Source organism: Mesorhizobium sp. M1A.F.Ca.IN.020.03.2.1, assembly GCF_004023205.1.
Lineage (GTDB): Bacteria > Pseudomonadota > Alphaproteobacteria > Rhizobiales > Rhizobiaceae > Mesorhizobium.
On sequence record NZ_RZSV01000523.1, the window covers coordinates 1 to 402 of the forward strand.

At 66.7% G+C, this 402-nt stretch carries 1 protein-coding gene; it reads left to right on the top strand.

Translation table 11 applies throughout. The features are described 5' to 3' along the window. Window positions 1–75: 75 nt before the first annotated feature. Window positions 76–402 (top strand): ATP-binding cassette domain-containing protein (locus tag EOA79_RS32500; RefSeq protein WP_164894096.1); only part of this gene is annotated, 327 nt, incomplete at its 3' end.

The following is a 402-nucleotide window of genomic DNA, read 5'->3' on the forward strand; positions in this document are numbered from 1 at the left end:
ATTTCACGCTATTGGCGCTGTTCTTCGCCTATTGCTATCCCATCGCGCGCTGGACGCGCCATCTGGAACGACGCTATGCGCATCATTGACAACGGCGCCCGCGCCGCCGAGCTCCCGCTGGTCAGCCTGCGGGACGTGCACCTGGCCTTCGGGCAGACCGCGGTGCTCAAGGGGATCGACGTCGAAGTCCGTCCGGGCCAGGCTGTCTCTATCATCGGCCCATCGGGCTCGGGCAAGTCCACCATCCTGCGCTGCATCACCGGCCTGCTGCGGCCGCAGCGCGGCGCGATCGAGGTCGGCGGCGTGCGCGTCGATGCGCTCAAGACCGAGTCCGAGCTGATCGCCCTGCGCAAGCGCGTGGGCTTCGTGTTCCAGCAATACAACCTGTTCCCGCACCTGAGC